The organism is Massilia pinisoli, assembly GCF_024753285.1.
In the GTDB taxonomy this organism is placed as follows: domain Bacteria; phylum Pseudomonadota; class Gammaproteobacteria; order Burkholderiales; family Burkholderiaceae_D; genus Telluria; species Telluria pinisoli.
This window is the reverse complement of record NZ_JANUGW010000019.1, coordinates 23,655-48,098: the sequence shown is the minus strand read 5'-3', so window position 1 is coordinate 48,098 and position 24,444 is coordinate 23,655. Positions and strand designations below refer to the sequence as shown.

18 protein-coding genes are annotated in these 24,444 nt (G+C 69.0%); 7 read left to right on the top strand and 11 right to left on the bottom strand.

The window, feature by feature from the left end:
• Window positions 1–46: 46 nt before the first annotated feature.
• Window positions 47–1,180, bottom strand: a complete 1,134-nt coding sequence (locus tag NX784_RS21585; RefSeq protein WP_258818757.1) for an extracellular catalytic domain type 1 short-chain-length polyhydroxyalkanoate depolymerase — start codon at window positions 1,178–1,180, stop codon at window positions 47–49.
• 9 nt (window positions 1,181–1,189) lie between these two features.
• The gene (locus tag NX784_RS21580) at window positions 1,190–1,606 is read right to left on the bottom strand and encodes a ribbon-helix-helix domain-containing protein (protein ID WP_258818756.1); all 417 of its coding nucleotides are present in this window, start codon (window positions 1,604–1,606) and stop codon (window positions 1,190–1,192) included.
• A 248-nt stretch (window positions 1,607–1,854) separates the two neighbouring features.
• Here NX784_RS21580 and infA point away from each other — a divergent pair, with 248 nt between their 5' ends.
• Window positions 1,855–2,118 (top strand): translation initiation factor IF-1, encoded by a 264-nt coding sequence (gene infA, locus NX784_RS21575; protein WP_056129853.1) that lies wholly within the window; start codon window positions 1,855–1,857, stop codon window positions 2,116–2,118.
• Between the two features lie 3 nt (window positions 2,119–2,121).
• Here the strand turns inward: infA and NX784_RS21570 are convergent, their stop codons facing one another.
• The 4 genes from NX784_RS21570 to NX784_RS21555 all read right to left on the bottom strand — a co-directional run bounded on the left by NX784_RS21570 (window position 2,122) and on the right by NX784_RS21555 (window position 8,931).
• The gene (locus NX784_RS21570) at window positions 2,122–3,408 is read right to left on the bottom strand and encodes an MFS transporter (RefSeq protein WP_258818755.1); all 1,287 of its coding nucleotides are present in this window, start codon (window positions 3,406–3,408) and stop codon (window positions 2,122–2,124) included.
• Complete coding sequence (locus NX784_RS21565; protein ID WP_258818754.1) at window positions 3,401–5,860, bottom strand: family 20 glycosylhydrolase; 2,460 nt, start codon at window positions 5,858–5,860, stop codon at window positions 3,401–3,403. Before NX784_RS21565 ends, NX784_RS21570 begins: the two co-directional genes overlap by 8 nt.
• A gap of 2 nt (window positions 5,861–5,862) precedes the next feature.
• Window positions 5,863–8,550, bottom strand: a complete 2,688-nt coding sequence (locus NX784_RS21560; RefSeq protein ID WP_258818753.1) for a TonB-dependent receptor — start codon at window positions 8,548–8,550, stop codon at window positions 5,863–5,865.
• 180 nt (window positions 8,551–8,730) lie between these two features.
• The gene (locus tag NX784_RS21555; protein ID WP_258818752.1) at window positions 8,731–8,931 is read right to left on the bottom strand and encodes a DUF2905 domain-containing protein; all 201 of its coding nucleotides are present in this window, start codon (window positions 8,929–8,931) and stop codon (window positions 8,731–8,733) included.
• Window positions 8,932–9,048: 117 nt separating this feature from the next.
• Here NX784_RS21555 and NX784_RS21550 point away from each other — a divergent pair, with 117 nt between their 5' ends.
• Window positions 9,049–9,516, top strand: a complete 468-nt coding sequence (locus NX784_RS21550; RefSeq protein WP_258818751.1) for a host attachment protein — start codon at window positions 9,049–9,051, stop codon at window positions 9,514–9,516.
• Window positions 9,517–9,553: 37 nt separating this feature from the next.
• On the opposite strand, the gene NX784_RS28850 is transcribed toward NX784_RS21550, so the two are convergent.
• Both NX784_RS28850 and NX784_RS21535 read right to left on the bottom strand, forming a co-directional pair.
• Window positions 9,554–11,161: a methyl-accepting chemotaxis protein gene (locus NX784_RS28850; protein WP_307736081.1), complete on the bottom strand. Its 1,608-nt coding sequence runs from the start codon at window positions 11,159–11,161 to the stop codon at window positions 9,554–9,556.
• A 280-nt stretch (window positions 11,162–11,441) separates the two neighbouring features.
• Window positions 11,442–13,070 carry a methyl-accepting chemotaxis protein gene (locus tag NX784_RS21535; protein ID WP_258818750.1) on the bottom strand — a complete coding sequence of 543 codons (1,629 nt, stop codon included), beginning with the start codon at window positions 13,068–13,070 and terminating at the stop codon, window positions 11,442–11,444.
• Between the two features lie 303 nt (window positions 13,071–13,373).
• On the opposite strand from NX784_RS21535, the gene NX784_RS21530 reads away from it, so the two are divergent.
• The 3 genes from NX784_RS21530 to NX784_RS21520 all read left to right on the top strand — a co-directional run bounded on the left by NX784_RS21530 (window position 13,374) and on the right by NX784_RS21520 (window position 18,004).
• Window positions 13,374–14,570, top strand: a complete 1,197-nt coding sequence (locus NX784_RS21530) for an ABC transporter substrate-binding protein (RefSeq protein ID WP_258818749.1) — start codon at window positions 13,374–13,376, stop codon at window positions 14,568–14,570.
• A 1-nt stretch (window position 14,571) separates the two neighbouring features.
• Complete coding sequence (locus tag NX784_RS21525; RefSeq protein ID WP_258818748.1) at window positions 14,572–16,989, top strand: sensor histidine kinase; 2,418 nt, start codon at window positions 14,572–14,574, stop codon at window positions 16,987–16,989.
• An 82-nt stretch (window positions 16,990–17,071) separates the two neighbouring features.
• The gene (locus NX784_RS21520; protein WP_258818747.1) at window positions 17,072–18,004 is read left to right on the top strand and encodes a bestrophin family protein; all 933 of its coding nucleotides are present in this window, start codon (window positions 17,072–17,074) and stop codon (window positions 18,002–18,004) included.
• On the opposite strand, the gene NX784_RS21515 is transcribed toward NX784_RS21520, so the two are convergent.
• Entirely contained in the window at window positions 18,005–19,963 is a 1,959-nt protein-coding gene (locus NX784_RS21515) for a sialate O-acetylesterase (RefSeq protein ID WP_258818746.1), read from the bottom strand.
• 186 nt (window positions 19,964–20,149) lie between these two features.
• On the bottom strand, window positions 20,150–20,731 hold the full coding sequence (locus NX784_RS21510; protein WP_258818745.1) for a hypothetical protein: 582 nt from the start codon (window positions 20,729–20,731) through the stop codon (window positions 20,150–20,152).
• Between the two features lie 299 nt (window positions 20,732–21,030).
• On the opposite strand from NX784_RS21510, the gene NX784_RS21505 reads away from it, so the two are divergent.
• Window positions 21,031–21,615, top strand: coding sequence for a LysE family translocator (locus NX784_RS21505; protein WP_258818744.1), 585 nt, complete (start codon window positions 21,031–21,033; stop codon window positions 21,613–21,615).
• Window positions 21,616–21,624: 9 nt separating this feature from the next.
• Window positions 21,625–23,091 (top strand): aminotransferase-like domain-containing protein, encoded by a 1,467-nt coding sequence (locus NX784_RS21500; protein WP_258818743.1) that lies wholly within the window; start codon window positions 21,625–21,627, stop codon window positions 23,089–23,091.
• A gap of 21 nt (window positions 23,092–23,112) precedes the next feature.
• Here the strand turns inward: NX784_RS21500 and NX784_RS21495 are convergent, their stop codons facing one another.
• Complete coding sequence (locus NX784_RS21495; RefSeq protein WP_258818742.1) at window positions 23,113–24,342, bottom strand: serine hydrolase domain-containing protein; 1,230 nt, start codon at window positions 24,340–24,342, stop codon at window positions 23,113–23,115.
• Window positions 24,343–24,444 lie beyond the last annotated feature (102 nt).

Below are 24,444 nucleotides of genomic sequence, written 5' to 3'. Positions count from 1 at the left end.
GAATCCTCCAGCATAGCAAACCTGGCGCCTTCGCAACAGCGGCCGCTCAGCCCGCGGTCCGATCGAGGAAAAAGCGCAGCATCTCGGCCGACGCATCGGGCCCCGCCGCATCCGTGTACGAGCCGGCCGGGTCGCCGCCCGCCCACGCGTGGCCGGCTCCATGCACGACCCAATGCTCCGCCACGACGCGGCCGTCGCCGTCCAGCGCCGTCGTGCGCGTGTGACCGCGGCCCGCGCCGGCGGCGCCCCGCTCCTCGATCTCACGCAGCGCCGCATCCTTGCCAGCACCCGTGAACTGGCGGTACAGCGCCGCGCCGTTCGACGGATGCACGACGGCATCCTGGTCGCCATGGAACACGATCAGCGGCACGCGCGCGCGCAGCGCCGCGCTCTTGCCGCCCAGGTGCTTGCCCTTCATGGCGTTCAGGCCCGACATCAAATCGCGCGCGGCGCCTACCGGCAGGCCAGAATGCACGCCGACGGCCGCATACAGCTCCGGGTACGCGGCGCCCATCACGGCCGCCATCGCGCCGCCGGCCGACAGCCCGGCCACGTAGACGCGGCGCGGATCGGCGCCGTGCTCCTGCACGACCTGGCGCGTCATGCCGGCGATCAGTGCCGGCTCGCCTTCCTCGCGCCGCTGGTGCGCCGCATCGAACCAGTTCCAGCAATTCGAACTGTTGGCGCCGCGCTCCTGGTCCGGGTACAGCACGAGGCACCCCTGCTCCTCGGCCAGCCGGTTCATCGCGGTGCCGGCCGCGAAATCCCCGGCGCTCTGCTGACAGCCGTGCAGCATCACGACGAGCGGCCGCGGCCCGGACGCGGCGCGCGCCGGCACGTACAGCCGGTAGCGGCGCGAGCCGGCGGCGTTGCCGAACGAGCCTTCGAGGAACTGGCCGGGCGCATCCGGCGTGACCGGTTGCGGGCGGGGCCGCAGCGCATCGATGCGCGCGCGCCAGTCGCCGGCCGGCGCCGCGGGGCGGCGCAGCCACTCCGGCATGCCGTTCAGGTCGACGAATGGCGCACGCGCGGCCGGTTCCGCGGCGGCCGGGGCACCCGGCATCAGCCCGGCGTTGCGCAGCGCGTCCTGGATCAGCGCGGTGGCCGCGGCCGGGTCCTTGCCCTGGCCCGAGCGGACGGCGCCAAGAATGTTTTCAACAAATTGTTCATAGGGCTTCATGGTGTTCCTTCAAGAATGGATGCGGTCCGCGAGGGCGGACTTGACGGCTGCCGGGGCGAAAAACGCGCCCAGCACCTGGATGGATGCGATCGCCGCACGCGCCAGCTCGGGCGTGACGTCGTCGTCGATGGTGGCGAGGCCCAGCACGTGGATGTCGAGCTGCTCGCCGGCGGCGACGCTCGCTTCCAGCTCCGCCTTCGTGTAGCGCTGCATGCCCATCACGAAGCGTTTGCGCGTGACCGTCTGGCGGATCGCGTCGCCGTGCTGCTGTAACTGGTTGCGGATGGCCGTGCGGACGAAATCCGTACGGTTCGTATAAAAACCTTCCGCGACGAGCAGGTCCATCTGGGCCAGGTCAACGAGGCCGAGATTGATCGTGACCTTGTCCGTGTCGGGGAATTTGGGCTTTGTTTCGACGAGCTTCATGGCGTCTCCGTGCAATCGATACGCCAATATACTCCAATTGGAGTATAAGCGGCGTATAAATTTCAAACAGACGCGTGTCAGCCACCCAGATGCCGTATAATGCGATTTCCGGACAGAAATCCGGACCGCCTCACCGCCGGCGCCTCGAGCGCGCGCCGGTGCCCCTCTCCATCCCACCTCACGCTCCGGCAAGCGTCGCGCGCCACCTGCGCACCTGCCGGCCCGCCTGCGCCTACAAAGGAACCCCCATGGCCAAAGAAGAACTCATCGAAATGGACGGCATCGTCCAGGAAATCCTCCCCGACTCGCGCTTTCGCGTGGACCTGGACAATGGTCACAAGCTGATCGCGTACACGTCCGGCAAGATGCGCCAGCACCACATCCGCATCCTGGCGGGCGACCGCGTCACGTTGGAAATGTCGGCGTACGACCTGAGCAAGGGCCGCATCACGTTCCGCCACATCGAGAAGCGCAACGCGGCACCGGCGCGCCGCCCGACGTACCGCCGTTGATCGTCAGGCGCCGTCAGGCGGCGCCATCTTGACGAAACGCGTCAGCACGAGCACGGGTAGCGCCGACAGCACCACCCACAGGAAGAAGTGGCGATAGCCGAGCAGCAGCTGGATGTCGCCGCTGACCACCTTCGACAGCACGAAGCCCAGCTGCATGAAACCGGACCCCAGCGCGTAGTGCGCCGTCTGGTAGCGGCCCGGCGCGATCACCTGCATGATGAACAGGATCATGCCCACGAAGCCGAACCCGTAGCCGAACATCTCCAGCGACAGCGCCGCCGTGATCAGCCCCAGGCTGGACGGCTGCATCGCGCTCAGGTACCAGAACACGAGGTTCGGCACGTTCATCGCGAGGATCAGCACGAGCATCGCGCGCGCGAGGCCCACGCGCGACGTGAACCAGCCGCCGAGGATGCTGCCGACGAGGAACGCGGCCGTGCCGGCCGTGCCGTAGATGGCACCCACTTCCTGCGTCGACAGACCGAGGCCGCCGAGCGAGCGCGCGTCGCGCAGGAACAGCGGGCCGATCGTCTGCACCTGCCCTTCCGCGAGGCGGAACAGCAGGATGAACACGATGCCCATCCAGATCCCGGGCTTGGCGAAGAACGCGCGCACGACGTCCACCAGCACGTCGACGGCGCCACGCATGGAGGCGCCACTCGCTGCCGGCGTAAGCGTGCCGGGCAGCGCCCACGCGTGGTACAGCCCCAGTCCCGCCAGCAAGGCGCCCAGCAACGCGAACACGGTGGCCCACGCGGCCGATGCGCCGACGCGCTGTTCGAGGAAGCCGGCCAGGATCACGAGGCCGCCCAGCGACAGGAATTTCGCGCCGTTGAAGAAGGCGCCCTGCCAGCCGGCATACGCGGCCTGCTGGCGCGCCGACAGGCTCGCGATATATAAACCATCGGCCGCGATGTCGTGCGTGCTGGACGCGAGCGCCACGATCCCGAGCAGGCCGATCGCCAGCGCGAACCACGCGGGCAGCTGCAGCGCGAACGACAGCACGCCGAGCGCGATGCCGCCCGCGACCTGCAGCACGACGACGACGCGCTTCTTGCTCGACGCCAGTTCCAGGAACGGACTCCACAACGCCTTGAACACCCACGCGAGGCCGAGCACGCCGGTCCAGCGCGCGATCTGCTCGTTGGGCACGCCCATGCTCTTGAACATCAGCCCCGCCACGAGGGCAACGCTGTAGAACGGCAGGCCCTGCGCGAGGTACAACGTGGGCACCCACGCGAGCGGATGGCGGGCGGCGGGCGTCAGGTGGTCGGGGTGGATGCTATCCATGGGAATCCAGTGCGATGACGACGGTTGCGCTCTTGCGTCCGCGCGTGTCGAAGGTGGCGGCCTTGAACACGGCGGCGTCCGGCCCGGCATGTACCGGTCCCGCGTAGCGCGGGCTGGCGGCATCGGGCTCGCTGCCATCCAGAGTGTAATGCAGCGCGAGGCCCGGCAGGGCCACGTTCGCGTGCACGGTGCGGCCCCTTGCGACGGCGCCCGGCGGCGGCAGGCGGTAGCCGTACGCAAGCGGCGCGCGGTCGAGGCGCGGCAGTTCGCGCTGGCCGAGGCGGTTCGCGAATTCGTTCCACGCGCCGTCCATCGCGGCCGTGCGCGCGGCGGCGTCCGCGATGGCGCACCAGCCGGGGTCTTGGGCCCACGCCCGTTCCGCCAGCGCCACGAGGCGCGGCGCGGCCAGGTATTCGATGCGGTCGCGCGTGCGGGCGTTCTCGCCCCACAACTGGCCCTGCAGGCCGACGATGCGACGACGACCCGCTGGTGTCAGGCGCACCAGCGCGGCCAGGCGCTCGGGCGGCACGCGTTGGCCCATCGGGTCGTTGGCCGCGCTGACGACCATGTCCAGCGGGCAGAAGCCGAACGCGTGGCGCGTCTCGACGAAGCCGGCCCAGTAATAGCCCGGCTCCTGCGGGTCCTTCGCGTACGCGAGGTCGAAGTACAGGTTCGCCGCGTTCGCCAGCACGACGTCGTAGCCCGCGTTGGCGAGACGGTACGCGACGTCTTCCTTGCCCGAGCCCCACGCGTTGTTCCATGCATGGACGAGGAAGCCGCCGTGCGGCAGCGGCGCCGCCTCGTCGTACGCGAGCGCCGTCTCTTCCCAGCCCGCGAACGCGACGCCGTGGCGCGCCAGGATCGCGCGGCAGCGGCCGATGAAATCCGCATGCAGCTGGCCCACGTGCGTCCAACCGCGTTCGCGCATCAAGGCCTGGCAGCGCGGCGAGCCTTCCCACGCGCCGCGCGGCACTTCGTCGCCGCCCGTGTGGATGGTTTTCAGCGGCACGCCCGCTTCGCGGTACAGCGCGGCCACGTGGGCGACGACCGTGTCGATGAAACGGTCGACGGACGGCAGCGCGATGCAGATCACGTTGTCGCGCCACAGCTGCACGGATTCGTAGACGGACGCGTCGTCCGGATCGCTGAGCAGGTAGCGCTCCGCACCCTCGACGTCGCCCTGCGCGCGCAGGCGGTCGTGGCGCGCGCGCATCGCCAGCACGGCCGCGCGCGCGTGGCCCGGCATATTGAATTCCGGGATGACCTCGATGTGGCGCACATGCGCGTAGCGCAGGATCGCGATGAAGTCGTCCGCGTCGTAATGCCCCGTGCCGGCGGACGCCATCACGTCCGGGCCGGAGCCGAACGATGGCGGCAGCGCGTCGGCGGCGTCCGGTGCGACGCCGCGCTTCGAACCGATGCCGGTGAGTTCCGGCAGCGCGTCGATGTGCAACCGCCAGCCCTCGTCGTCCGTCAGGTGCAGGTGCAGGCGGTTCAGCTTATAGCGCGCCATGCAATCGAGCAGGCGCTGCACCGTCGCCACCGATGCGAAATGGCGCGCCACGTCCAGCATCATGCCGCGGTAGCCGAAGCGCGGCGCGTCGACCACGCGGCCGCACGGCAGCGTGCCGTCCGCGTCGAGCAGCTGGGCCAGTGTCTGGATGCCGTTGAACACGCCATGCGCGCCCGCGCCGCGCACGACGATCGTGTCGACGCCGATGTCGAGCCGGTACGCCTCGGGTCCGGCCGTCGCCACGGCATCCGCCGCCACCGTGCCGATCTCCAGCACGACACGCGCCGCGCCTGCATCGCCGTCCGGAAGATCGGCCAGCAGCGCGTACAGCAATGCCGCTTCGCCCGCCAGCGCGGCGCCGGCCATGATCTCGCTCGCGCACGTCAGCTTGCAGCGCGCTTCGGTGAAGCGGACCGAGACCGGTGTCGGCGTGATGCGGCCCACCTCCTCCGGCGGCAGCAGACGCAGGCCGGCGTTCTCGCGCCAGCGCCAGGCCGCATCGGCCGTCGGCAGCACGTCGTGCGCGTTGCGCTTCAGCTGCTCCGGGCGCGCGAACGGCTTGATGTCCGCGTCGCCCAGGTCGACCGTGCGTCCGCCAACCTCGACGAGGTAAAAGCCGAGCGGCGCATCCGTCTCGCTGATGGCCCAGAACTGCGCCTCGTAGCGCACGTCGAGCACTTCGCCCGGCTGCCACGGCGACGCTGCCGTGCGACGCAGCGAGAACAGGTCGCCGTTGACGTGCGCGAGCTCGAAGCCCGCGCTCACGCTCAGCACGCGGCGGCACGCGTTGAAGTACACGGTCCATCCCGGTTCGATGGGCGCGTCCGACACGTTGGTGAGCGTCAGGCGCGCCGCGAACACGTCGTCCGCGACGAGGTTCGTCAGGCATTCCCATGCCGCGGCCACGGGCACGCCGTCCCGCTTCTCCCGTTGCGACACGATCAGAGCTTGCCGCGCAGGCCGAGGTAGAACGTGCGGCCGTTCGAGTAGAACGCACGCGGCTGGTCCTTGTTCTCGGCGTACATCTTGATCGTCTCGTTGGTGAGGTTCAGCGCATCGAACGTGATCGTGAGGTGCTCGTTCAGCTTGTAGTTCACGGAGGCCGCCAGCGACGGCATCGAATCCACGTGCTGGCTCGCGCCGCGGTCGACCCCGGCCTTGTACGACGAACGGTAGCTGTACGCGAGGCGCGCACTGAACCGGTCGTTCTCGTAATAGCCCGTCACGTTGTACGTGTTCTTCGACGCGTTGAGCATCTCGCCGCCGCCATCCAGTTCACCGTCCGCCCACGTGTAGTTCGTGAGCACGCCGAAGTTGTTCCACACGGGCTGCTGCCACGACAGCTCGACACCCTTGTTCGTCGCCTTCGTGTTGTACGGCGACGTGATCTGGTAATCCGTGAACGTGCCGCGCTTGTTGTTGTAGTAGCTGCCCGTGCTCGTGCCCTGCGCGACGATGGAGCTGAAGTCCATGTAGAACACGCCTGCCGACAGCATCGCCTTCGGCATGTAGTACCACTCGGCCGACAGGTCGTAGTTGACGGAGCGGATCGGGTCGAGCCTGACGTTGCCGCCGGTGCCCGACAGCGCGTCGTCGTTCAGCGACACGGAGCCGCCGAGCGCGCTGTAGTCCGGCCGGGACATCGTCTTCGCAATGCCGGCACGCACGACGAGATCGGAACGGACGTCGAACTTCACGTTCGCGCTCGGCAGGTAGTCGCGGTAGGTGCGCTCGTACGTCGTCGGCGTGTACGGGCCGAACGCGGAACCCGTGATCGGGTTCGGGCCGCCCGGCAGGTTCACGATCGTCGTCTGGCGCGTCTCGACGGCGCGCAGGCCGAAGTTGCCGCTCCAGCCGTCGCCGCCGACGTCGGCCATGCCGTACACGGCGGCCGTCTTCTCGCCGACCTGGAATTCGTCGAGCCAGTTGTGGCGCAGCGTGAAGTCGAGCAGGCGGTTGCCCGGTACCGCGCCCCACGCGCCGAGCGCCGCGCCGTCGTACTTGAAGTAGTTGTTGAAGACGCTGCCGCCGAGGTCCGAGCCGAAGTCGGACGGGTACATCAGGCCGCTCCATGCCGGTCCCGGATTCGTGAAGCCGTTCGGGCCCGGACGCGTTTCCAGCGGGTGTTCCGCCGTGCGCTTGTGGTCCGTCCAGCGCGCGCCGAAGCGCACGGCCTGGATCCAGGCGTTGTCGTGCACGCGCCATTCGCCGTCGACCCGCGCATACTTTTCCTTGTCGACCGATTGCGCCTCGCCGCCGCCGGCCCATGCGGTCGATCCCGGCTGCGTCGTGTTCCCGCCCGGGTAGCTGACGGAGGCTGGCGTCATGCCGTTCAGCGCGTACACCATGCCGCCGTCGACGTTGTTCTGGTAGTAGACGTCGCCGTGGTCGAAGCCCACGCCGTGCGTACGCCCGATCTTGCCCGTGAAGCTCAGGTCTTCCGTCGCGCGCCAGCGGCCGTTCAGGTCGACGTACCACGATTCGCCGCCCGCATCCGGACGGTAGATGTTGTCCACTTCGCCCGCGTTGCTCGTGAACCCGGCGCCGACGAGCGTGCCGTTGCGCACGACGGGGTTCTGCGGGATCAGGCCCGCGCTGTTGATGGAATTCGCCGGCGCGGCGAGCCAGTTCGTGTTCTGGTGCGGCGCCTTCAGCTTCGAATAAAAGCCGTTCAAATCGACGCCGATGTCGCGCGACGGTTTCGCCTCGATGTCGAACGCGCCGCCTTCACGCTTCTTCTTTTGCTCGAACAGCGCGGCGCCGATGAAGGTCGGGACCTTCACGCCGGCAAGCGATGGATTCGCGACGGCGGCGGCGCTCGTCGCGCTGATCGGCGTGTAGCCGAGGATCTCCTGGCCGTCGCGGCGCACGCTCTGCTTTTCCGAGAAGCCCTGCAGCAGCACGCCGAAATTGTTCGCCGGGTTCTTCCAGCTGACGAGGGCCGACACCTGCGGCTCCGTCTTTTTCGCGAGATCGTTGTAATTGGCCTGCACGGACGCTTCGACCGTCAGCGGCTGGCGGAAGTCGAGGGGACGGCGCGTGATTACGTTGATGGCGCCGGAGACGCCGCCTTCCACGAGGTCGGCGGTCGCGCTCTTCTGCACGACGATGGAGCCCACGAGTTCCGATGGCAGCAGCGAAAAGCTCGACGAACGTCCCACGTTGCCGCCGACCTGGTTCAGCACGAACCAGTCGCCCGTGCTGATGGCGTGGCCGTTGAACAGCGTCTGCTGCAGGCTGGGGCTCGTGCCGCGCAGGCTCACGCGGTCGTTCTCGCCGAAGCCACCCTCGCCGCCCGCGGACGACTGCGTGTTCACGCCGGGCAGGCGCTGGATCGCGTCGGCCACGTTCTTGTCCGGCATCTTGCCGATGTCTTCCGCCGTCACCACCTCGACGACGGCGTCCGCGTTGCGCTTCTGGCGCATCGACTGTTCCAGTGCGGCGCGCACGCCCGTGACGATCACGGTCTGCGTCTCGCCCGGGCGCGGGCCCGGTGCACCGGCGGCCGCGCTGGCCGCGTTCGTGTTCATGTCGTCCTGCGCGCGCGCCTGCGCGGCGATGCCCATCACCAGTACCGCCACCGCGCCCGCGATCGCGGTGCGCGCGACCATGGTCTTCTGCTGCCTCATGTTGTGCTCTCCCAAAACTGTGGTAATCGAGGAACCTTGCCAGTTTCGAATTCGTGGACGCTGCAGCGTCTCTCGTCTTCGTATGGGGCGCATTGTCGCGTTGAAATTCCGACCATGTTTGTCAAATCTTGCTATCGCGCCGACGCGCGTCATTTTTTTGACACGGCCGAGGGAGGCGACTCAGCGACGGAAAATCCAGAGCAGCAGCGAGACGACGATGGAGATGACGAGGCAGGTGACGATGGGGAAGCTGAAATGGAAGCCGCCGCGCGCGATATGGATGTCGCCGGGCAGGCGGCCGAACGGCAGGCGGCGCAGCCAGGGCCAGGCGAGGCCCGCGGCGAGGAGCACGAGGCCGAGGACGATGAGAAGTTTTTGCATGGCGCCAGTCTAACTTCTTTTGTACTTCTCGAAAAATCTGGTTGGGATATCCTTTCCTTCAGCCTGTACGGCCCGGTGGGGCCGACAACTTGATTGCAACTTGGAAAAGGGGAATGTATGACTACCACCTGGATCGTATCCGCCGACGCCGGCCGCGCACGCATCTTCGCCGAATCGGACCCCAAGCAGCCGTACATCGAAATCGAGGACATGGTCAGCGCCAATGCGCGCCTGCGCGACATCGACATCAACACCGACCGCATCGGCGCGACGGCGGCCGGCCAGAGCATCCACAACACGGGCGGCGCCACGCCGAACAAGCAGTACCAGCCCGCGCAGACGCCGGAGCAGCATGACGCGGAATTCTTTGCCAAGGACATCTGCGGCTTCCTGCTCAAGGGCTGGCAGGAACAGCGCTTCCAGAAGCTGGAACTGGTGGCCGAGCCGAAGTTCCTCGGCGTGCTGCGCGGCCAGCTCGACAACCAGTTGAAACCCCTCGTCGACCTGGAACTGAACAAGGACTACAGCCACTGCAACGCGCACCAGCTGCGCGAACAGCTGCAGGCGCAGAAGTCGAAGTTCTGACCGGGGACCGCGGACCCGCGCTCGGCGCGGGATCGCGTTACGCCCGCGTCAGTGCCAGCCGCGCCGCCACCGGTGCTTGCGCCTGCGCGGCCGGCGGCGGCAGCGCGCCGGTGCGGAACACGCCGACCGATGCCGCCAGGCGCCGCGCCTGGTCGCGCAGCGCGCCAGCCGCCGCCGCGGCTTCCTCGACGAGCGCCGCATTCTGCTGCGTCACCTGGTCCATCTGCGCCATGGCCGCGTTGATCTGAACGATACCGGTCGTCTGCTCGGCGCTGGCCGACGTGATCTCGCCCATGATGTCGGTGACGCGGTGCACGCTCGCGACGATCTCGTGCATCGTCGCGCCGGCCTGCTCGACGAGCCGTCCGCCCGCTTCCACGCGCTCCACCGAATGCCCGATGAGCTGCTTGATTTCGCGCGCCGCGCCGGCCGAGCGCTGCGCCAGGTTGCGCACTTCGGATGCCACGACGGCGAAGCCGCGCCCCTGCTCGCCCGCGCGCGCGGCTTCCACCGCGGCGTTCAGGGCGAGGATGTTCGTCTGGAACGCGATGCCGTCGATCACGCCGATGATCTCGGCGATGCGGCGTGACGATTCGCTGATCTCGCCCATCGTGCCGACGACTTCGCGGATCACGGCGCCGCCGCGTCCCGCCACGCCGGATGCCGCCTCGGCCAGCGCGTTCGCCTGGCGCGCATTGTCGGCATTGTGCTTCACGTTCGACATCAGCTCCTCCATCGACGCTGCCGTCTGTTCCAGCGACGACGCCTGCTGCTCGGTCCGCGCGGACAGGTCCTCGTTGCCGGCGGCGATCTGGTCCGACGCCGCCGCGATCGTGTCGGTGCTGCTGCGCACTTCGCCCACGATGGCGGCCAGCGACGCGTTCATCGCCTGCAGCGCCGTCAGCAGCTGGCCGATCTCGTCGTCGTGCTCGATGTGCACTACCTGCGTGAGGTCGCCCGCGGCCACGCTGCGCGCGAGGCGCACGGCCTCCGCCAGCGATGCGTCGATCCCGCGGATCAGCAGCGCGGCGACGAGCGCCCCCACCAGCGTGCCGACGACGATCAACGCGACCGACAGATTGCGCGTGTGCTCGTAGCGCCCGCGAGCGGCATCGAACTGCGCCTTCGCCAGGTCCTGCTGCATCGCCACGAGCGCCTGCATGTTCCGCTGCGCGACGAGGAAGTGCGACTTCAGCGGGCCGGCGACGAGGCGCTTGAGCTGCTCGGAATCGTTGGCACGCAGCGCGGCCATGGTCGGCTTCAGGCCTTCCTGCACGAAGGCCATGCGGCTGTCGATGAACGTGCGGGCGAGCGCCTGTTCGTCCGGCGTCAGGCGGGCCGCCTTGTACTGGTCCCACAAGCCCGTGATCTCGCGGATGCGCGCCTCGACTTCCGCGATCACGGGGCCGTTGTCCGGCGCTGCCGCCAGCGCCGCGCTCGACAGCGCGTTCTGGTTCTGCTGCATCAGCGACAGCACGTGGCTGAGCCGCGCCAGCCCCAGCAGGCGATCGTTGTAGACGCCGCCGAGCGCGTCGCTCGTGGCACCCTGGTTGACGAGGCCGACGACGCCGACGAGGATGGAAACCGTACTCAACAGAACGGTGAGAAAGATCAGGCGGGTTTTGATGCTGAGATGTTTGAGCATGGATGGCTGACGGAGCTTGTCCGTTCGTAATATGAGACGCCACCGCACTGTAGAGCAGTTTCTCCCGCACCGGAACCAAACCGTTGCCATCTGGCTACATTATCGTGCAATCCACGACTAATTTACCGCAACGCGCACCATGTTGAGTCAACTTTCACCGCCATGGTGCGCCGCATCCAAAACGGTGCGCCCATGCGAAGCCCCAAACGACAGCGCCCGCCGTCCGCCGGAAAGGCGGTGTGGCGGGCGCGGATGCGGGCCGTGAGGGCGTCGGCGGCGTTCAGAACGCCTTGCCGCCAGCCAGTGCCGGCCGCGGCCGCGCGACGGTGCGTGCCGTCCGGGTGGCCGCGGGCGCGGCAGCGTTGTCCAGCTTGAACACGCTGACAGCGTCCGCCAGGCTGCGTGCCTGGTCCTGCATCGATTCCGTGGCGGCCGCCGCTTCCTCGACGAGCGCGGCGTTCTGCTGCGTCACATGGTCCATCTGCAGGATCGCCGAACTGACCTGTTCGATGCCGGCACTCTGCTCGCTCGACGCGGACGAGATCTCGGCCATGATGTCGGACACGCGGCGCACGCTGGTGACGACGTCCTGCATCGTCGTCCCCGCTTCGCCGACGAGACGCGAACCGGTGGCGACCTTGTCCACGGAATCGTCGATGAGCGCCTTGATCTCCTTGGCCGCCGCCGCCGAGCGCTGGGCCAGGGTGCGCACTTCGCCCGCCACGACGGCGAATCCGCGGCCCTGCTCGCCCGCGCGCGCCGCTTCCACGGCGGCGTTGAGCGCGAGGATATTGGTCTGGAACGCGATGCCGTCGATGACGCCGATGATGTCGACGATCTTCTTCGACGACGCGTCGATCGCGCCCATCGTCGCCACGACCTGCGCCACGACGTTGCCGCCGCGGACGGCGACTTCGGTCGCCGACACCGCCATCTGGTTGCCCTGCTGGGCATTGTCCGCGTTCTGGCGCACGGTGCTCGTCAATTCCTCCATCGAGGACGCGCTCTCCTCCAGCGCGCCGGCCTGCGCCTCGGTACGTGCCGACAGGTCGTGGTTGCCCGTGGCGACTTCGGTGGCGGCCGTGGCGATGGTATCGGCACCGCTGCGCACGCGCGTCACGAGCGTGTTCAAGTTCGCGTTCATGGTCTGCAGCGCGGTCATCAGTTCGCCCGTCTCGTCGCCGCCCACGGCCTCGATGCGGGTCGACAGGTCGCCGTCCGCCACGGCATTCGCGAGCGCGACGGCACGGCGCAGCGGCCCCGTGATGCTGCGCGAGAGCCACCACGCCAGCAACGCGCCCAGCAGCATCGCGACGACGCCCACGCTTCCCAGCAGCAGGCGGCCGCTCGCGGCGAGATCCTCGACGCGCGCCTTGGCCTCGTCGAAGCGCTGCTTCTGGTGTTCGGCGAGGTCGTTCGCCGCCGCCTCGTAGGCAGCCAGCGCCGGATTCATTTCGGCAGCAGCCGCGCGCTCGATGGCGGCGGCGTCGGCCGCGCCACCTTCCTGGAGTGCGAACAGCTTCTTGCGCGCCGCCGTGTAGGTCGCGCGCCGCTCGTCGAGCTTCGCCAGCAATGCCTTGCTTTCCGCGCTGGCGACGTCCCCCTGCAGTTGCTTGGCGATGTCGGTGATGTCCGCGCTGTTCTCCTTCATCTTCGCGTCGATCCGCTTGCGATCGTCCGCATCCACGGCGCGCAACCGCGCTTCGACGAGGGCGCGGTTGATGCGGGTGTCGGCCTGCCAGCGGTCGGCCAGGCGGGTCTTGCGGACGACGCCGTCCATGTCGGCAGTTGCGCTGACGACCTGCTGCAAGCGGAGTGTGCCGACCACGGTGAGCATCGCCGCGAGCGCGAGGACTGCGGCGAACGCCAGGCCGAGCCGGGCCCCGATTTTGAGATTCTGGATAGTCATGTGCACCTCGACGGAAAACGGTAACACCGCGCGATGCGGCTGCGCGTTCGAGCTTTGGCTGCGCGCGGTGGGTCATGGCGGCTGGCCGGAGCAGTGACGGGGGCGCGGGTTGGGCCCGACGGGCGCGCGCCTGCATGGGCGGGGCCGTGTCACAATTTGATGATACACGTGATATTTACTCACGGAATATCGAGTTGCAGCACCGCAACGATATTTCTTCGAAAGATGAAGAAAGCCATCGGCGGCCCAAGGTTAACATTTCCGGATTCGCATTGTTTCTGGTTTGCCATGTCGGATTCCCTCGTGTCCACTACCCTGCGTTCGCGACGCCGCGTGCTTGGCGCAGCTGCCGTGCTGGCGACGCTGCCCGGCGCGGCGCGCGCGGCCGCGCCGTCGCCCGTGCTGCTGGGGATCGACGGCGAATTCGGCCTGGACAATTCGACATCGGCCCAGGCCATCGAACTGGGCATGCGCGCCGCGCTCGCGGAGATCAATGCGGCGGGCGGCGTGCTGCGCGGACGCCCGCTGTCCCTCGTCATCAAGGACAACCGCTCGATCCCCGCGCGCGGCATCCGCAACATCCGTGAATTCGCAGCGATGCCCGATCTCGTGGCCGTGTTCGGCGGGCGCTTCAGTCCCGTCGTCATCGAGGAACTGCCCGCGCTGCGCGAGACGCACACGCTGTTCATGGCACCGTGGTCGTCGGCCGACGTCATCGTCGACAACGGCATGCAGCCGAACTACGTGTTCCGCCTGTCGCTGCGCGATTCGCTCGCGATGCCCAGGCTGCTGCGGGCGGCGCAGCGGCGCGGCCTGCGCCGCATCGGCCTGCTGCTGACCAACACGTCCTGGGGCCGCAGCAACGCCCAGGCGGCCGCACGCGCCCTGCCGGCGCTGCCGGCGCTGAAGATCGTCGGCACGTCGTGGTACAACTGGCGCGACACGAGCCTCGTCGACAATTACCGGCACCTGCGGGCGGCCGGCGCCCAGGCCGTCGTCCTCGTCGCCAATGACGACGAGGCGGCGATCCTCGTGCGCGAGATCGCCGCGCTGCCGCAAGAGCAACGCCTGCCGATCCTGAGCCACTGGGGCGTGACGGGCGGCGAATTCGCGGCGCAGGCCGGGCCCGCGCTGCAGCAGGTCGACCTGTCCGTGATCCAGACGTTCAGCTTCTTCCGCGCCGATCCGGCCCGCGTGCGGCGCTTCCTCGACAGCGCGGCGCAGGTCTCGACAGTGCGCCGCATCGAGGACATCAAGTCCCCGGTGGGCGCCGCCCAGGCGTACGACCTCACGCACATCCTGGCGCTGGCCATCGAGCGCGCCAGCAGCACCGACCGCAAGGCCGTGCGCGACGCACTCGAGCACCTGGGCACGTACCACGGCCTCGTCCAGACCTACGCCCCGCCGTTCACGCCGGCCCGCCACGAAGCGCTGGACCCGGCCACACTGCTGCTGGCGCGGTTCCGCGCCGACGGCGTGCTGGTACCGGCCGGCGACTGACATGGCAGAACCATCCGCACCGGCCAGCCTGTCGCGCCGTTTCGCGATCGCGGCCGCGATCCTGACGGCGGCCGCCGTGCTGCTGATCGCGGGCGTCTCCTTCTGGCTGATCGACCAGCAGCGCGCGCAGGCCAACGCCCTGTTGCAGAAGCGCGAAGTCACGTTCCACGCCACGACCGTCGGCCACAACCTCGACGCCCTCGCCACGCGGCTGCAGGAAGTGGGCGCCAGCCCGATCCTGGCCACGGCCCTGATCGACAGCACCGGCAAGGAAACCTATCTGACGCCGTTCCTGCACGGCCTGCGCCAGATGAACGGCATCCCGCTGCGGCTGCTGTTCACCGATTTCGAGGCACAGGAAATCGCCGACAACGGCGTGTCCGGGTTCACGCCCGCCGACATGGCCTGGCTGCGCGCGCGCCTCGACAGCGGCGACGAGCGCGCGGCGCTGCGCCCCGGCCCGGACGGCGGCGAACTGCTCGGCGTCGTGCTGCTGCGCTACTCGCGTACGCGCACGCCGGAGGGCGCGCTGATGTACAAGGTGCGCCTGGCCGACCTGAAGCCCGCGCCGTGGGCCGTGCTCGCGCCCGCGGACGCGCGCACGGGCGCGCACGAGATCGCGGTCGCCGTCCCGCTGCCGTCACGCCTGGCCCACCTGGGCCTCGTGCTACGCGAGGACGAGCGCCGCCTGCCGCCGCCGCTGCCGACGTCGGCCCCGCAATACCTGCTGATCCTCGCCGTGGCCGCGCTGCTCGCGCTGGTCGTGTTCCTGCTCGCGTCGCGGCTCGCGCTGGGGCTCACGCACGACCTGCGCCGCCTGGAGACGTTTTCCGCGAGCCTCGGCGACGACATCGGCAGCCAGCGCGCGCCGCTCGACGGGTCGCGCGAAGTCGTGAGCCTTGCGCGCGCGCTGAACCGCATGCTCGACCGCTTGTACGAACAGCATGCGCGGCTGGAAGCGGAGCGGCGCAAGTTCCTGCAGCTGGCGAACAACATCCCGCAGCTCGTGTGGATCGCCGACCCGGACGGCAACGTCGTCTGGTTCAACGACCGCTGGCACGAATTCACCGGGAGTCCGCCGGGCCAGGCCGGCGTGGACGAATGGCACCGGTACCACGATCCGGAAGTGCTGCCCCTCGTGATGCAGCGCTGGAAGGAGGCGCTCGCCAGCGGCAACATGGCGCAGATGACCTTCCCCCTGCGCGGCGCCGACGGCCGCTACCGCAGCTTCTTCACGTCGGTGGCGCCGCTGCGCGACGACGGCGGCCGCATCGTCCAGTGGTTCGGCACGTGCACGGACGTCACGCCGCTGGAACGGGCCGAGCGCGCCGTGCGCTACAGCGAGGAACGCCTGCAGCAAGGGCTCGTCGCCGCGCACATGGCCGTGTGGGAGCGCGATCCGCACAGCGGCCAGGTGAGCTTCTCCGCCAACCTGCACAGCGTGTTCGGCAAGCAGTGGCACAACATCGCCGAACTGCATAAGCTCATCCATCCGGACGACCGCCAGGCGGTGCGCGACACGGTCGAGCAGGCCGTCCGCGCCGGCGGCGAGTACCGCACCACGCCGCGCATCCGGCGCGCCGACGATGGCCGCCTCGCCTGGATCGACGTGCGCGGCCGCCTGGGCCTCGGCGCGGACGGCCGCAGCACCGTCGTGCACGCGATCGCGATCGACATCACGGAGCGCAAGCGCGCGGAAGAAGCGCTGCAGCTGGCCGACCGGCGCAAGGACGAATTCCTCGCGATGCTGGCGCACGAACTCCGGAACCCGCTGGCGCCGATCTCCAGCGCGGCCGACATGCTGCGCCTCGCGTACGCGGGCGAGCCGCGCGTGAAGCAGATCAGCGACATCATCGCGCGCCAGGTCGCGCACATGCGGCACCTGGTGGACGACCTGCTGGACGTCTCGCGCGTCACGCGCGGGCTCGTCACCGTCGCGCGCCAGCCGCTGGACCTGCGCCGCGTCGTCGCCGAGGCGGCCGAGCAGGCGCGCCCGCTCGTCGACGCGCGCCACCACGTGCTCGCCGTGCGGCTGGGCGACACGCCCGTGATGGTCGACGGCGACCACACGCGCCTCGTGCAGGTGGTGGCGAACCTGCTCAACAACGCGGCCAAGTACACGCCCGAGGGCGGCCGCATCGACGTCGACCTGGAGACGACGGACGGCCAGGCCTACCTCGCGGTGCACGACAACGGCAACGGCATCGGGCCCGACCTGCTGCCTGTCGTGTTCGACCTGTTCACGCAAGGCTCGCGCACGCTCGACCGCGCGCAGGGCGGCCTCGGGCTGGGCCTCGCCCTCGTGCGCAAGCTCGTCGAACTGCACGGCGGCCACGTCGACGCGGCCAGCCCGGGCCCGGGGCGCGGCAGCACGTTCACGGTCACGCTGCCGCTGCTGCCGGTCACCGAGCCCGCGTGAATCCGGCGATAATGCAACGAAGCATTCTCACGCCGAAAGACCGCCCCATGCACAGCCACCCCGTCCGGCCCCGGAGCCGGCCATGATCGTCCGCGACCGCCCATCGGCGCTGCGCCTGTTCTTCATCCTGCGCGGCTCCGTCCTGCCGCGCATCTGGATGCACCTCGCCGTCAGCACCCTGCTCGCCATCGCCGTCACGTGGACGGACGGCCAGCTCGGCCACCACAAGCTGCATTTCACGCCGACGCCGTTCACGTTGATGGGCCTGCCGCTCGCCATCTTCCTCGGCTTTCGCAACAACGCCGCGTACGACCGCTACTGGGAAGGCCGCAAGCAATGGGGCGAGCTGGTGCTGCGCAGCCGCAGCCTCGCGCGCCAATGCCTGTCGCTGGTGGCGCCGGGCAGTGACGGCAGCGACGAACCACACCTGCGCATCGTGCGCCGCGCCATCGCCTACGCGCACGCGCTGCGCCACCGCCTGCGCGATGCGGGCAACGACGCCGAGGCCGACGTCGCGCCGTGGCTCGCGGCGGGGGAATGGGATCGCGTGCGCGCGCAGCCGAACCTGCCGTATGCGCTGATGCTTGAAATGGGGACGGATCTCGGCCTGTGCCTGCGCACGGGGCGCGTGGATGCCTGCCTGGCGCCCGCCATCGACGCGAGCCTGTCGGCGCTGACGGCCGTGGCCGCGTCGTGCGAACGCATCCGCGGCACGCCGATCCCGTTCTCGTACACGCTGCTGCTGCACCGGACGGCGTACCTGTACTGCTTCCTGCTGCCGTTCGGCCTCGTCGACACGATCGGCACGCTGACGCCGCTCGTGTCGGCCATCGTGGCCTACACGTTCTTCGGCCTGGACGCCCTCGGCGACGAACTCGAGGAACCGTTCCGCGCGTCCGACAACGGCCTGCCGCTCGAGGCGCTGTGCCGCACGATCGAGATCGACCTGCGCGCGGCGCTGGGGGAGCGCGACCTGCCGCCCCCGCTGCTGCCGCACGACTACCGGCTCAGTTGATTACTTGACGTCCAGCTGGAACGGCGCGGCGGGCAGGTCGTCCGCGCCGAACAGGTTGACGAATGGCGCGTCGGCCCACGCGTAGCGCACGCGCGTGACGTCCGCCGTGGCGGCGCCGGGCAGGACGACCGTGTCGCCGGCCACGCGTGCCTCGGCATAACGGCACGCGGCCGCCGTGCACGTCTCGAACGCGAGGGCGCGGTCGGACGAGTAGGTGGCGAGGCCGCCGCCCGTGTCCTTGAACGCGATGACGATGTCGTTGCCGCTGCGCGTCGCCGACACGGCCGTCGGGCTGCCCGGCACCTCATGCGCGCCGTACGCGACGGCGCGCGCGGCACGCGCGAGGCGTTCGCCGACGAGCGTCTTCTGCGTCGGGTGGATGTCGAAGCGGTCGCCCACGTCGAGCGTGACGGCCAGGCCCGCATGCGCATCGTGCGCCACGGCATACGCCTGCGCGTCGCGCAGCTCGGCCCAGCCGGACTTGCCCGGCGCTTTCGCCGGCGCGCCGTACGACGTCAGCTGCACGACGAGGAACGGCAGCGCGGGCTCGGCGAAGCGCTGGCGCCAGTCGCGCATCAACAGCGGCAGCAGCGCGCGGTATTCCAGCGCCGCGTCCGCATTCGATTCGCCCTGGTACCACGCGGCCAGCTTGAATTTATAACCGACCAGCGGTGCGATCATGCCGTTGTACAGCGTGGTGAGGCTCGTCGGCACGTCCCACGGCGCCGGCGGCACGGACAGGCCTTTCAGCGCGCTGCCGCGCTGCACCTTCCACGCGGCCGGCAGCGGGATCGCCTGCCCGTCGGCCATGCCGATGCTGCGGCTGGAGGCCGGACCCGACATGCCGCCGCCCTGCCCGCCGCTCAGCACGCGCATCGCGATCACGTTGCGGCCCGGCTTGAACACGCCGGCCGGCACGGCATAGTCGCGCCACATCCACGACGTGCTGGCGCCGCCCACGTACACGCCGTTCACCCAGGTGGTGTCGTACGTGTCGACGGGGCCCAGGTGCACCATGTTCGCGGCCTTCGCCTGCGTGTCCGTCAGCGTGACGGTCGTGCGGTACCAGGCCACGCCGTCGAAGTCCTTGAAGCCGGCCACGCCGCTGTCCTTCCACGAACCGCCCGGCGTGACCGTCGGCCACGCGCTGTCGTCGAAGCCAGGGGCGATCCACGCGCGCTGCGCGGCCGCCTGCGGGTCGTGGGCGCGCCACCAGGCGTCGTTGCGCGCGTCCTCGGCGCGCATGCCGGCAGCCGGATCAAGGCCGTATTGCGCGACGGCGGCGACGCCGGCCTTGTAGGTGTCCAGCGTGCGCAGCGATTCGCCGCCGATCCAGCTCTGGATCGTCGTGCCGCCCCAGCTCGCGTTGACGAAGCCGACCGGCACTTTCTGGCTGGCCTGCAGCGAACGCGCCATGTAGTAGCAGACGGCCGACGCGTCTCCGACCGTTTCCGGCGTCACGACCGTCCACTGGACCGGCCCCTTGAGTTCATCCTGCGGCAGCGCCGCGCTGTTCTTCTGTACGTTCAGGAAGCGCAGCTGCTCGTTGCGGCCCGCGTAGACGGCGGCGCCGGCATTGGTCGCCTGGCGCTGGAGGAACTCCATGTTCGACTGGCCCGAGCATAGATAAACGTCGCCGACGAGGATGTCGGCGCGGCTGACCGTCTGGCCGTCCGACGTCACCATCAGCGTGTACGGCCCGCCCGCAGGCTGCGGCGGCAGCTGGACCTTCCACTTGCCGTGCGCGTCCGCGCTGCCGTTCACCGTATGGCCGGCCAGCGTGACGGCCAGCTTGTGGCCCGCCGCGGCCGTGCCCCACACGGCGATCGGCTCGTCGCGCTGCAGGACGGCATGGTCGGAAAAGATGCGGGCCAGGCCCAGGTCGGCCGCTTGCGCGGGCAAGCAGGCGCAGCCTGCGGCGAGTGCCAGCAGGGGCACGGCCAGTCTCGTTGTCTCCATCGTGATTCCTCGTCGTTTATCGTGGATGCGCCACCGAGCCGGGCTCGGATGTTTGCGCATATCATTTTTTGATATGAACAATGTTATACCAACGACGACGCATTGCGATACCGATGGGCAAAAAAAAGCCAGCCCGCAGGCTGGCGTTGTCGCGCTGTCCGGCCTGAGCCGGACGCCGCCACTGGATCAGTAGCCGCGGTTGCCCGTGCCCTGATTGTTGGGAGGCGTGGCGGGGGTGGCGGGCGTAGCCGGCGTGGCGGGCGTGGCGGGCATGGTGGTGCTGGAGCCGCTCGTGCTCGTGCCGGTACCGGTTCCCATGCTGCTGGAGCCGGAGAGGCCCGTGCCACTGGCGCCCGTGCTGCCGCTCATGCCGCTGGTGCCCGACGAGCCGGAGGTCGACGTGCCGCTCGTGCCCGACGACGTGCCAGTGCCCGAGGTGCCGGTGCCCATGCTGCCGCTGCTGCCGGAGGTACCCTGCGTGCCTTGCATGTCCTGGCTACCGCTCATGCCGCTGCTGCTGGAACCGCTGCTGCCCGTCGAGCCGCTGCTGCTGGAGCCGCTGCTCGAGCTGGCGCTGGAGCTCTTCTTGTGGTGGCGGGTGTGTTTCTTCTTGCTGTGCTTCTTCATGGGCGCGCTGCCCGACTGGTCCTGCGCCATCGCGCTGCTGTCGGTGGAGGCGCTGCCGCTGGTCTGCGCCTGTGCGCCCACGGTACCGAACATCGCCGCCGTGACGACAGCACCCATCAGGCCTTTCAGTAACTTATTCATTTTCATATCGCTCTCCTCAGAGAATGGGTGGGGCAAAAACTCTGCAATATCAAGTAGATATTGTGGAGGCGAAGTTTAAAGAGATCGTCGCGAACGGTGCGCGCGTTAGCCGCGCGGAAACAAAAAATGGAGATGAAAAAGGCTGTGTTCGCGTTCGTGAATCGAGGCCGAGGAAACGCATCCCCGCTGTAGTAGTCGTTCGACCGATACAGCATGTGTTTGTACGCGGCGCCTTGTACCTTTTCCCTGCCGTGCCGCGCTTCTAGACTGGGGCCTTCTCCACACTATGACTGCATGCCATGACCGAACTCCTGCCCCTGATGAGCTATTGCTTCGTGATGTCCGCCACGCCCGGGCCGAACAACGTCATGCTCGCCACCACCGGCGCCGGTTTCGGCTATCGCGGTGCGCTGCCAGTGATCCTCGGCATCCAGGCCGGCCTCTTTGTGCAGACCATGCTCATGTGCGTGGGGCTCGGCAGCGTGTTCGTCGCGTACCCGATGGCGCAGCAGATACTGCGGATCGCGGGCGCGCTGTACCTGATGTTCTTGGCCTGGAAGCTTGCCGGCGCCTCGGTGGCGGGAACCGGCGCACCGAAGGCCGTGTCCTTTGCGCAGGCGGCGCTGTTTCAAGCGCTGAACCCCAAGAGCTGGCTCAAGGCGGTCACGATGGCATCGGTCTTCATGCCTGCGCAGGGCAACATGCTCGCATGCGCGCTGCTGGTGTCCGTGATCGGCACCGTGGTGGGCATGCCGTGCAACGTCGTGTGGGCGCTGTTCGGCGTCTCGATCCGCAACGTGCTGAAAGCGCCCCGCAGCCAGCGCATATTCAATCTGGCGATGGGGGGCGTCCTGCTGGTCCTCGCCGTGCTGTTTTTACGCTAGACTTCCGCGATGTTCCCCATCGACCGCTCCTCCCCCATCGCCCTGTTCAAGCAGATCGAGGCCGCATTGCGCCAGCAGATCGCGCAACGCGTCCTGCCCGGCGGGACCAGGCTGCCGTCGATCCGCCAGCTCGCCACCCAGCTCGCCGTGAGCACCAACACCGTGGTGGTGGCCTATGACAGGCTGGTGGCCGCAGGCGTCATCGACACGCACGGCACGGCGGGCTTCTTCGTCCGCGCACCGGCGGACGCCGGCCGCGCCGTTCCCGACGAGGTGGCGCTGGAGGCGGGCCAGGAGCAGGAGCCGGTCTGGCTGATCCAGCAAGTGAACGACCAGCGGCCGGGCGTGCTGCTGGCCAGCAGCGGCGCGTTGCCGCCCACCTGGCTGCAGGACGGGCTGCCGGCGGCCGCCGTGCAACGCGGCCTGGCGCGCAGCGCGGCCGGCATGGCGTCGCGCTGTCCGCCGCAAGGACTGGCCGAACTGCGCGAGCAGATCGCGCTGCTGTTGCGCGGCATCGGCATCGCCGCGGAGGCCGGCGACATTCTCACCACGTTCGGCGGCACCCATGCCATCGATCTGATCTGCCGCACGTTTCTACAGCCAGGCGATACGGTGCTGGTCGAAGATCCCGGCTACTTCCTGATGTTCGGCAGGCTGCGCCAGGATGGCGTGCGCCTGGTGCCCATCAAGCGCCACCCCGATGGCCTCGACCTGGACGAACTCGAAGCCGCCTGCCGCGCGCACCGTCCGCGCCTGCTGTTCGTGCAAACGGCGTTGCACAATCCCACCGGGTGGAGCAGCAGCGCCGCCAACCTGCACAAGGTGCTGATCATGGCGCAGCAGTATGGCGTCCTGATCGCCGAAGACGACGTGCACGGCCATTTCCAGCAGGGCCGCAGCACGCGACTGGCATCGCTGTCGGGACTGGACGGCGTGATCTACTACTCCAGCCTGTGCAAGGCGCTGAGCCCGGCCCTGCGCATGGGCTACCTGGCCGCGGCGCCCACCCTGCTGAAGCTGCTGATGCGAACCAAGATCCACGCCGTCATGACGTTGCCTGCGCTGAACGAATACGTGCTGCTGGAAGTGCTCAAGGCCGGCAACCTGCGCAAGCACCTGGACCGGCTGCAACGCAAGATCATGGTGGCGCGCAACGCCGCCACGCGGCAACTGAGCGCAGCCGGCGTGCTGTTCGAGCAGCCCGGCGACGCAGGCATTTTCCTGTGGGGCACCATGCCCGAAGGGCTGGACGTGGACTTGCTGGTGCAGGACGCCTACCGCAACAAGATCCTGATGATGCGCGGCTCGGCGTTCTCGGCCGACGACGGGCCTGACCAGCACATCCGCTTCAACGTCGCCTTCAGCCAGCATCCCCGCGTGAGCGCCTACCTCGAAGACCGCTTGCGCGCGGTGGCTGACGCGCGCTCGAGCCTGGCCCGCGCCAGCGGCACTGCCGGCGTCAAGGGCAAGTCCTGAATATCGGCTGCGCGACCGATCTCAGCGGTCCCCCGCCGCCAGCGCGGCCAGCGTGCCCAGCCGCGTGTACAGGTCGAGCACATTGCTCTTGTCGTCCGGATAGACGCGGTTCGACAGGAAGACGTAGAACGCGCGCGACGCCGGGTCGATCCACAGCACGCAACCGGTAAAGCCCGTGTGGCCGTAGCTGCCGATCGGGAACACGGTGCCGCGCGGGCGCTTCGCGTACGGCGAATCGATGTCCATGCCGAGGCCGCGCAGCGCGAGGCCTGGCGGCGATTGCACCGTCGTCAGCAGGCGCACGCTCTCCGGGCTGAGGATGCGCACGCCGTCCAGCATGCCGCCCGCGAGCAGCATCCGGGCGTAGCGCGCGACGTCGCCCACCGTCGTGAACACGCCGGCCGAACCGGCCACGCCGCCCATGCGGCGCACCGTGGGGTCGTGCACGATGCCGCGCAGGATCTCGCCCGGCGCCAGGTCGCCGTGCGCACCGTGGCTGCCCGCCTGCCCCGCCTGCGTTGGCGCGATCGCCGCCGCGTCCATCCGGCGCAGCGGCAGATAGCCCGTCGCCGTCATGCGCAGCGGCGCGAAGATGTGGGTCTGCGCGTAATCGTCCAGCGGCGTGCCCGTGACCTGCTCGACGATCTGGCCCAGCAGCACGTAATTGATGTCGGAATAGCGGAAGAACGTGCCCGGCGCATGCGTGACGGCCTGGTCGCACGCGAGCTTGTGCGCGGCCGCGCGGCCGTGCCAGGCAGGACTCGCCGGCAGCCCGGCCGGCAGGCCCGAGCTGTGCGTGAGCAGCTGGCGGATCGTGATCGTTTCCTTGCCGCCGCCCGCGCAGTCGGGGAAGTACTTGACGAGCTTGTCGTCCAGGCCGATGCGGCCCTGCTCCACCAGCATCAGCACGGACGGCGCCGTGGCCAGCACCTTCGTCAGCGACGCCGCGTCGAATACGGTGGATGCCGTGACGGCCTGCGCATCCGTCTCGTACGTGACGTTGCCGTAGGCCCGCTCGTAAAACGCGTCGCCATGCTCCAGGTGGAAGACGGCGCCCGGCAGCTTGTGCGCGGCGATCGCGGCTTTGACGGCGGCGTCGATCTGCGGGAAGCGGCTGACGTCGAGCTGGGGCACCACGCGCGCGGGTGCACGCGGCACGTGGGCGGGCGCCGTGCAGCCGGCGGCGAGCGCGGCGATGCACGCGACGGCCAGCCAGACAGGCAATGACGGACGAGGCAGGTAAATACGCATGGCGAAATAAATGATGCCGGAGCGACATTGATCGACCGGCCATCATAGGCAGCCCTTCAAGCGGGGTCAAGCTTGCGAAAACGGCACGTCGTACGCGAAAAA